The sequence below is a fragment of the Bacteroidota bacterium genome, from assembly GCA_018831055.1.
Lineage (GTDB): Bacteria > Bacteroidota > Bacteroidia > Bacteroidales > B18-G4 > M55B132.
In genome coordinates this window covers 1-9502 of the sequence record JAHJRE010000163.1, presented here as the reverse complement: position 1 = coordinate 9502, position 9502 = coordinate 1, and the positions used below count along the sequence as shown (strand labels likewise).

Sequence of the window (9502 nt, the reverse complement as noted above, 5' to 3'; positions counted from 1 at the left end):
TTAAACCTTGCAACAACAGAAATGACAAAACACCAAACAGTATAATATGCACCCATTTGTCGGGGCTCAGCCATTCCAGGAAACTCAGGTCAGTGGGGACATAATCACCCGGTAATCCTGTAATAATAAATATTAGCAGGATCCAGAGCAATCCCGGCCAGTTATACCGGAAAAACATTTAGTTTCTCAGGATTCAATAAGCTCACGATAAGCCTGGGCATCCAGCAGTTCATCAAGCTCAGAAGCGTCTGTCAGCTTGATCTTTACTATCCATCCATCGCCATATGGATCCCTGTTAACGGTCTCAGGAGTGGATTCAAGATTTTCGTTGAACTCGGTGATCTCTCCTGAAACCGGCATGAACATGTCCGATACAGTTTTAACAGCCTCGATGGTTCCGAACGACTCATCCTTGTCGAGGGTTTCGCCTACAGTTTCAACTTCAATAAAGACTATATCACCCAATTCTTTCTGGGCAAATTCGGTGATGCCCACAGTACCTTCGTCGCCTTCCACCTTGATCCATTCGTGTTCTTTGGTGTACTTAAAATTTTCAGGAATGTTCATGATTTATGTTTTAAAATTCGTTTCAAAAATACATTTTTTCGATAATTGCTCTCCAGGGAGTGAAAAAAATAATATAGGAAATGAAATTTTTTAACACAGGGAAAAGTGGATTAATGGTGCAAGTTGCAGGATACAGGTTGCAGGATGATGACCCATCACAAAAACAATATAACTCTCGCAGAAAAATGGATCCAATGTGTTTATTAAGTCACCGGTAACCCTGTAACCTGCAACATGAAACCTGCAACCTTCTTTTAAACCTTCCTGATAACCAATAGAAAACTGTTATTTATTATTGCGACAAGGAGAACCGGAGGCTCAAACCGCCGTTTGTTGTTGATGTGCGGTATTGGTTTGAAACATAAGGGTTGTTTATGATCTTGTCGAAGAACAATCGAATGTTAACTTTCTGGCTGAGTGCATAATCGATGGAAGCGTTAATGGAGATGATCCTTTGGCCGGCCGAAACCTGATCTACAGCTTCATCGATGCGGCGCAGGATGGTTTTATTCTTACGGATGGAGAAATCAAGCTTAATATTCAGATCTGAGGAAATCCTTGTTTTCCTGCCTCCTCCTCCAATAGAACGGATGCTGAATGCAAGGTCTTTGAACCGGTACCCCAGACCTACCACGATCTCGCTGGTTTTTACTTCCGTTACCTGGTTATTGGCAAAGGCCAGGGTCAGATTCCTTGATTTCTTGTATTCAAATTTCGACAGTAGGCTGTTTTCCCAGGTCATGTCAATCCCGAAAAGCGGGGCAAATTGCTCGGCTAAGGAAATCTGTCCGAGTTCATATTCCGGGATATAAATATTCGAATTCAGATATAATTCAACCGGATAATCATTCTGCTCAACATAACTTATGTTAGTCCGGTAGGAGTTGATGCTATATACTGACCTGTATGAGTGGGTCAGGTTGATCTTCTGGAAGTATTGTTTGATGAATGCAATCTGTGTGAGTCCGCTGTATGTTAGTCTCCAGTTGGGTAACGGGAATTTTGTAAACATATCGGTTTTAACCTTGGATGGGCTTTTCCCGGTATAGGCAGCCAGGAAGGAATACAACAAAACATCCTGATTGGTTGGTCCATAACCATATGGATAAAATGCCTTTGTGATAGAGTCGTATACAGGATCTTTCCCGGAACTGTTGGGGTTTTCTGATCCGAGCTTGCCGGCAATCTCCCCGCGGTAAAGCTTCAGGTTATCAAAAGCAGTGGAGGTATTGTTGTCTCCTTCCTTTTCAAACGCGGTGTTAATCGATATAAATGAAATGCTGAAGCTACCACTTTCTGTTGGTGTATATACCTGGAATGCTCCTTCGCTGTCTGCCCGGAAGAACTCCTGGTTGCTTCTGGCAAAATTCCGGTCGCCCGAAAGCTCGATCTTGAAGTCGTTAAAAGGCTCAACGGATACCTTATACGTAAAAACATCGCTGTGCTTTCGCATATAGGCCTGGTTGAGCAGGGAGTCAGTGGTGATCCAGCCATTGTCTACCGCATCATATCGTATATCTTTCTGGCTGCCGAAAGCAAATCCCAATCCGGGTGCCCAGGCCCCTCCTGTGGAATTACCCAGAATATCCGGTTCCGGCATGAAACCGGGAAGGTAGGTTCCGTTGTTCTCAGAGTAGGTGATGGTGGCTTTCTTTACTCCCAGCATGACTTTCAGGAAGCCTTCACCTATGATCTTGAAGTAATTGATTTTGGGCTTTGTATCGGTGGTATCGGATTTTTCTTCTTCGGTTTGCTCCTGGTCTGCCATGCTCATGTTTCTTCTGCCCTGGCCTCCAGGTGTAGGTCCTCCTCCTCGTGTATTTTTCCTTAACAGTTTTTTTAGATAAGCGGATTTGTTGTATAAACGGTCGAAAGCCAGGTTGCCGTTTAGTTGAACCGTATTGGAATTTTCTATCTGATTGCCAAGCCTGTCCTGTACCGATAATGGAGAGGCCATCCAGGTGTACATAGCCTGGTAATTGGCTGTCATGCCTATCCAGTCCATCATGGGCAATTTGTCGATAGGAACCTTATAGCTCACATTAAAATTCTGAGTATACCGGTTCATGGTTCCAAGGCTAAGGAGCTGGTCTTTAACACGAATTGAATCGGCTGCCGCTTTGTCGTAGTATTCGCTGCTCTTGTCAATGCTTCCGGGTGGCTCGTTGATAAAAGCATCCGCCTGCGCGTTTAACTCTAGGGAAAGACCCTTGGTAAGATCAAAACGGAGATTATAGGTGCGGTTCCAATCCCATCTTTTTACAAAGGTTGGAATGATCTTGATCGGGAAATCGCTCTTGTTTCTCAGTTTCATCTCATTGTATTCGCGGAGCATCTCTGTCCGGAATGTAAATGACTTGGGCAGGTAGTAAAAGTTAAAATCCTTGATGATCTTCAGCGACTTATTTTTTGCAAATCCTGCTTTTTCAAAGGGCATAACATTTTTTGGGGTATTATTGAAATTATACCCCAGACCTCCCCTGTGTTGCTTCTGGGATTCATATTCTATGTCCACATCGCGGTGGTAGATTACCGAATAGGCATAAGTGACGTTGAAGTTCTCTATGTCGTAGACCCTGGGCTTTTTACTGGCTCCAACACGGTCTTTGCGAACATTCATGAAATTGATGCTTTTCCTTTCGGTGAAATCCTGTGACAGCCGCTTGATGCTGTCCCTTTCCGCAGTAGTATTATAGGAATCCAGGTCATCCTTGAGTTTGATGTCAGGATCAAGTGGGTTATATTCAGGATTACTGACGGTTTGCGAGTAATCAAAATGCATGGGGATCCTGATCCCTGTTTCTTCAGGAAAGAATTTACCTAATTCCAGGTCAGTGGCTATGTCAACCTGAGTAATGGCTTCCAGTTGTGTTTCATTTGCTTTTTGTTCGAGGCTTCCAAAGCCGGAGGTGCTGTGGGTTCCGGAAACGGTCACCCGTCCGAAGTCGGCCAGATCGGCACTGATCCTTGCTGTTGCAGCCCATCCTCCATCTTTTTTGAAGTCGGTAAGGCGCAATTCGTTTACCCAGATTTCCGCGCATTTGCCTTCGCTTTCGCTTTCCCCAGACTTCCTGGGGTTGCGCACACCGATCATGATTGCCCGCACATCGCTGATGCTGGGGACACCCAGCACGGTGATCTTGTTCGCCCCGTCATATTCAATATATGGAACCGTAGGTGAAACAGTTGAGTTAGGATCCCTGGATGCAATATTCCGCCGGTGTTTGACATCTACCAACTCCTCCAGGTTGATCTCCATGCGGTTGTTATAGGGCCAGATCCCATCAGGATTGCCTGCTGATGTCCCCCAGGGAGTGAAAGAAAGAGGGATCTCATATTCGTAATAGTTTTCCGTGAAATCAGCTCCCAAACGTACAAAAACGGTAAGATCCCCATATTCCAGATCCTGGTTGGCAAGAGCTTTCTCTGCATGGACGAACATTTTCAGCTTATTGTATCGCCGCAGGTCAAGCTCGGTGGTTTTGTAGGCTGCGCGGGCATCGCCGTCGACAAGGTCACAAACCTTGAGAACCATCGACTGCTCATTCAACCGGATCAGATTGGTGGTTCCCAGGTTGATCTCCCTTTCGATGCCCGGAGGGATAACATAGGGAACCGGGCTGCGCTGACCGTTTTCCTCAATATTTACGGTGGATATATCGAAAGTTGTCTGTGCCTGAATATCGTTGGGGATATAATCTCCTGCAGCAAACAGGTCGCGGCGGTATTTACGCCATTCGCCCCTGACAAGCTCCAGAGTGGCAAACCTGAGTACTGCCGGCCTTTCAAAATCCTTGACGAACATACGCAGGAAACGAATAGAACGGAAGTCCTGAATGTCTCCAACCACCTTTTCGGGCTGACTGATCGGGATCTTGAACTGGTACCACTTTGTGGTAGTGAAATCGCCATTGGCAAGCTGCACATTTTGTGCTACCTGGATATCGGTGATATAGTTTTCCCCAACCTTCATCTTGTCGGGATCCAGTTCTATCATATACTGGAAATACCTTTCCGCTTCACTCAGGGTATTGTCGCGGTTGATGTCTTCCACATTGGGTAAGGTAGTTCCTGCCGTCGGGTAGGATTCGGGATTCTGCTGGTCGGTGGGGGAGTTGCCATCCGGACCGTTATAGTTTTTATATCGTTCCAGAACACTGCTGTAAAGCGTGTTGTTGTCGTAATCCGTACCCCGGAAATAATGATAGTTATCGGACGACGGGTCACCAAAAGCCTGGATATATGCCTGTGAATTAGTGCCGAAAATGGCAGCGATGGAATCAAGATAAGCATGGAGGCCATTCTGTATGGCAAAGAATGAGCGCTCATCATCATCACCCAGACCATCGTAACCCACATCCTGGAAAGGACGGGAAGCAGGATCATTATCAAAGGATTCCACCAGCGATTGTACATTGGGAACGCGACCCCAACCCGTTGTGTCAACATTGGTCACCGTTGCCGTGGTCGGAAGCCCGTTTTCGTATGATTTCCTGGAGTCCCTGAGGATGTCTTCTGATATATCTCCCAGGTTGAAGTAGAGCTTTCCTGCATTGGTGCTGTCTTCAGTAAAGGGATCCATCATCCAGAATTCAATATACTCGACGTTGGTTGCCTCGAAATCGGTCGACTCGATCTTTCTCATTAACCCTGCCCAGCGTGTTTCCGGATTGCGCAAGGTTCCGTCGGCATTGATACCGGCAGAGAAAAAAGAAGGTGATATATCATAGTTATACGGTCCTCTTTCTTCAGGATAATAAGCGAGGTTAAAAACGGGGATATTGGTGGGTGTACCGGTTGGAACATCTTTGTTAGGGAAAACCTCGGTCTCGAGAACCTGCCTCACAGAGTTTTTCGAAAGCTCGTTCTTATTTACATTCGGAGGCACCAGGTTGTTGTTGCGGTCGTAAAACAGCGGGTCGATGATATACCACGCAAGTTTGGCACGGTTTTTCCCGTAGTCGATCTGTCGTTTTAAATCCAGCGTAATCTCCGTCTCAGGGAAAAGGTCAAGCTGCCCCTGCGGTGCACTGGCCAGGAACCAGGTTCCCAGGTTTTTCAAATCGATGGTTGATTTGGCACCTTCGAAATCATCAATATAGGTAGTACCATCTTTGCCGATCACCTTGGAATGACCGGGTATGAAATGAGCGAACTCACCATCAACGGTAACATTTGATGGTGCTTTGGTGTCGATCAGTGGTATTTTGTCGACTAATTTTGTGAGGAATCGCGACTGGGTCTGATAGCTGAAGTCAAACCCCCATATGGTGTTGCTGATGGGGTCATTACCATAGCTTACCTTCTGTGTTAACGGCCGTTCCGTTAGGTTCATGATGGTCGCACCCAGGTGGAAATCCTTACTGATCTCATGGTCGATATGCGCTCCCATAAGTCGCTTGGTCTGAAGACTAAAAAGAGAATTGTTTTCCAAAGAGATATTAATGGGTGTGCCGGAATTCAGGATGCCTTCGTTGATGATACGAACCCGGCCAAGCGTGTAATCAACAGTGTAATCAACGTTTTCTGTCAGCACCCTGCCTCCTGCGGTGACTTTCACAGAGCCCCTGGGTACATTGAAAGCATTGAGTGAGATCTCACTTCCGGATGCAGAACGATAGCTTCCCTGAATGAGGAATTTGTTCTTGTCGGGATATTGTTCCGCACCTACCTTGGTCAGAGTATACAGGGAATCGTACGCATATTTGTTGGCCAGCGAGGTGTCGCCGCCATTGTCGGTGATCTTCTTGCGCAGGTAATTACCAAAGGGTTCCAGGACAGTAAAGTATATCTTCCCGTTCGAAGACTGTATGGTACCTCCATTGGTAGCTGCCCCGTCGATAAAATCAAAAATACCGTCGGCAGGCGGGTTCAGGAATGTGTTCAGATTGTCGAAATTGAGTACCTGGATCAGGGGAACACCTTGGATACCTTCCGGCCCTTCCGTCAAATAACCGGTTGGAACACCTTTTTCATTGCCAGAATAAAAGATGTTCAGCATGAATTTGTCGCGGTTGACCTGATATGCCCCCAGGGAATAAACGTTTTTCATCATCAGGTTCCACATAGGGATGCGGGTATTCAGGGATGTGCTTTTCAGGAGTTTGGTTATCAAGCAGTTGGGAGCATTGATGCCCTGATCGGAAAATTCTCCCACCTGGAACACGGTGTCGTATCCGATTACGGTGTATTGATAAGCTACCGCAAGGGTCTGGTCGGAGTTGATCGTCGTATTCAAAGAGATAAATCCCAGTTTGGGATTGAAGGTAAATTCCGAAGGATCCAATTTCCTGGCAACCTCCACTTTTTCAAAATCTATACCCGGTACAAACCCAAACGTACCCTTTAAATAATTGGTAACGGTATTAATGTCCCTTACTTTGGCAGTATCGATCTGCCGCAACAAGTCGTTGGAGTTGTTGGAAGGTAAGTAGTTTCCAGGAATAGGGTGAATGCGTGCAGTATTATGTATCTTACTGTACTCCCCGATATCCTGGAAGGCCACGATATTTCTGTTTTCCGTGACGGCTGCGCCTATATTGGTTACCCATACTTCAATACGCTGAATGTTAATGTCAGAAGTGATAATGGGGAGATCCTTCAGCGCTCTTTCAAAGTTATCACGGAAATATTGCGACAGGAAAAAATGTTTGTTTTCGTCGTAGTCGACAGCAGTAAGGCTGAATTCGTTGGTCTGGGCTCCTCCCTGAACGGTGACCGAGGAGGTTTGGCTTTCCTGCTGTGAGAATAATCCCGTTACCGTGGTTTTACCGAACTGAAGCTGGGTTTTAATGCCGAAGAGGCTTTGACTACCATTAATAAGAGTAGTATTGAGGGGCATGGATACATTCCCGGCCTCAATGAGTTTGATGATATCGTCTTCCTTGCCCTCGTATTTTAGCTGCAGTTTGTTTTCAAAATCAAATGTTGCCTCGGTATTGTAATTGGCCCGGAACTCAATCTTATCACCGATTTTGGCAACAACATTGAGCTGAATCTTTTCCTGGAAATCAAAATTGACCGTACGTCTTTGCCTTACGTTTAGCGTGGGATTATCCGTTTTGTTGGCAAGAATTCCGAAAATCAACTCGGCAGATCCCTGGGGACGTATATCGATGGTATTGCTTCCAAAAATGGTTTCAAATACTTTACTCCCGATGTAGATGGTGGGGATGATACCGTCGCCGCGGTCAACGCCCCCTTCTGTCTTAACTTTTTCCCTCCAGTAGGACTGTAGCGAATTCCGCATTTCCCAGTCGCGATATTCGTCGAACGACATTGACGTGGGATTGCGGTAATCCAGGTCTCCCATTTTGTTGGTGAAAATATACTCGTTTGTCTCCGGGTTGTATTCTATTTCCGTTTTCAGGTTGGACGGCTGACCCAGGTACAGTCCGTGGGTATCGGCAGGGGCAAATAGCAGATCGTTGTTATCGTTGAAAGGATACCGCATGATCAGTGTGGTATCATTTTCGTTGGTTGTATCGGGAGGGGTGTAATAGGCAGGATCATCAAACATGCCTGCAGGCCTTATCTTTGCAGGGGTATCCCACACAATGACAAACAGTGAGAGTAAAGCGAGAAGTGTTACTATATATTTAAAAATCCGTACCAACAGCGATAACCAGTTTGATCTTTTTAGTTTTACTATTTATTGCCCTCACAGGTCTTCGATTCACGAACGACTTATCATTAAAGCATTTTAAGTGCTTTTTTAATGATTTCTTCCACGGTCAGCCCGGCGATGTCATCCCTGGCACGAGCCTCTTCCAGGATATTATCGATTGCCTTTTCTGCAGATGATTTGGGAAACCCCAGCACAGCTAAACCTCTTAACGCTTCCTGTTTTTTTGTATTGTGCGTAAACTGCATTTTTTCAATGGGAATACCCTCTTTTTCAAGTTTATCTCTGAGGTCGACGATGATCCTCTCGGCCGACTTAGCTCCGATACCTTTGATGGATTTCAGGGTAACCGTATTTCTTGTTATGATGGCTTCCTTCAACTCATCGGGAGGGAGAGACGATAAAATAAGCCTCGCTGTGTTTGAACCTATCCCCGATACCGAGATCAGTTGCCTGAATAACTCACGCTCGGCTTCATCTGCAAAGCCAAACAACAACTGTGCATCCTCCCTCACCACATGATGAAGCAGGAGTCTGCAGTTTTCTTTATCACCGATTTTCCCGTATGTGTTCAAGGAAATATGGATCATATATCCGATGCCATGCACGTCAATGACGGCATAGGCCGGATTTCTTTCCACGAGTTTCCCTTCAATATATGAATACATGCCTGGAATTCAATAACTCATTTCTTTTGCCGGTACAAAGATATCGTTTCATTGTTTTCCGGCAATGCTATCGACAGCAAATTTATAAAGTATTTAAATTGATGCGTTGTTAATAAGGTTTATTGAATACTTTATGTAAATTCGGACTTTTATTTTAATTTTGCTTGTTAATTAATTAACAATAATACAGTTTGTTATGGACACCTTATTCAGAAAAGACGCTCTTAACTACCATTCGCAGGGAAGGCCGGGAAAGCTGGAAGTTATTCCTACCAAACCTTATGCGACACAACGTGATCTTTCGCTTGCCTACACTCCGGGGGTTGCCGATCCCTGTCTTGAGATCCAGAAAAATCCTGATGATGTTTACAAGTACACTGCCAAAGGCAATCTTGTGGCTGTCATTTCGAACGGGACAGCCGTGCTGGGATTAGGGGATATCGGGACAGAGGCCGGAAAACCGGTAATGGAAGGAAAGGGGCTTCTGTTTAAGGTATTTGCCGACATTGATGTGTTCGATATCGAAATATCAACAAAGGAAATCGACAAGTTTGTGGAGACGGTCATACAGATCGCTCCGACCTTTGGAGGGATCAACCTGGAGGATGTTAAGGCTCCCGAATGTTTCGAGATTGAGGACAGG

4 protein-coding genes are annotated in these 9502 nt (G+C 45.5%); 1 reads left to right on the top strand and 3 read right to left on the bottom strand.

The features are described from left to right. Positions 1-186 precede the first annotated feature (186 nt). The 3 genes from gcvH to ruvA form a co-directional block, all read right to left on the bottom strand. Complete coding sequence (gene gcvH / locus KKA81_10605; protein ID MBU2651375.1) at positions 187-567, bottom strand: glycine cleavage system protein GcvH; 381 nt, start codon at positions 565-567, stop codon at positions 187-189. Between the two features lie 292 nt (positions 568-859). Beyond that, on the bottom strand, positions 860-8182 hold the full coding sequence (sprA, locus tag KKA81_10600; GenBank protein MBU2651374.1) for a cell surface protein SprA: 7323 nt from the start codon (positions 8180-8182) through the stop codon (positions 860-862). Between the two features lie 77 nt (positions 8183-8259). Next, positions 8260-8859, bottom strand: a complete 600-nt coding sequence (gene ruvA / locus KKA81_10595) for a Holliday junction branch migration protein RuvA (protein ID MBU2651373.1) — start codon at positions 8857-8859, stop codon at positions 8260-8262. Between the two features lie 196 nt (positions 8860-9055). Between ruvA and KKA81_10590 the strand changes: the two genes are divergently transcribed. Continuing rightward, a partial coding sequence (locus KKA81_10590; protein MBU2651372.1) for an NADP-dependent malic enzyme occupies positions 9056-9502 on the top strand: 447 nt, incomplete at its 3' end.

What these genes read in the sequence shown, in the direction of transcription:
- gcvH (MBU2651375.1), bottom strand. Translation starts at nt 567, where the DNA reads ATGAACATTCCTGAAAATTTTAAGTACACCAAAGAACACGAATGGATC.
- ruvA (MBU2651373.1), bottom strand. Translation starts at nt 8,859, where the DNA reads ATGTATTCATATATTGAAGGGAAACTCGTGGAAAGAAATCCGGCCTAT.